This is a genomic window from Pseudomonas sp. LSJ-87, from assembly GCF_032971465.1.
Lineage (GTDB): Bacteria > Pseudomonadota > Gammaproteobacteria > Pseudomonadales > Pseudomonadaceae > Aquipseudomonas > Aquipseudomonas putida_Z.
Genome location: NZ_JAWJYQ010000125.1, coordinates 1 through 371, shown reverse-complemented (window position 1 = coordinate 371; position 371 = coordinate 1). Strand labels below are relative to the sequence as shown.

Sequence of the window (371 nt, the reverse complement as noted above, 5' to 3'; positions counted from 1 at the left end):
CGATCGTTACCGTCGTAGTCGTACGCCTCGGCCACCTTGAACATGGGCGTATCGAACAAGGCAACGTACGCCTGGGCGTCCTTGTCGATGTAACGCTGAAACTCGCGTTCCTGCTGCTCGTATTCAGCCTGGAACGCGGCCCGCTGCGGTTCGTGGTAGCGCTCTTCAAGACGCTCGTCACTTTCCTGCTGCGCACGCTCGACCAACAGCTGCCGCTCGACTGCCGGGTCGGTGAACACCGGCGGTCCATCGCCCGTCATCGGTTCCAGCGACGGCACCTTCTGCGCCGCCCATTCCCTGTGCGTGGCACGAATGATCTGCAGGATCTGTGAGGTCTGCAGCTGATAGGCGCGCATCGGTTCTTCACGCCA

Annotated in this window: 1 pseudogene; it reads right to left on the bottom strand. The window is 62.0% G+C overall.

The features are described from left to right. Window positions 1-371: pseudogene (locus RYH74_RS26360) on the bottom strand (hypothetical protein); the annotation flags it as partial.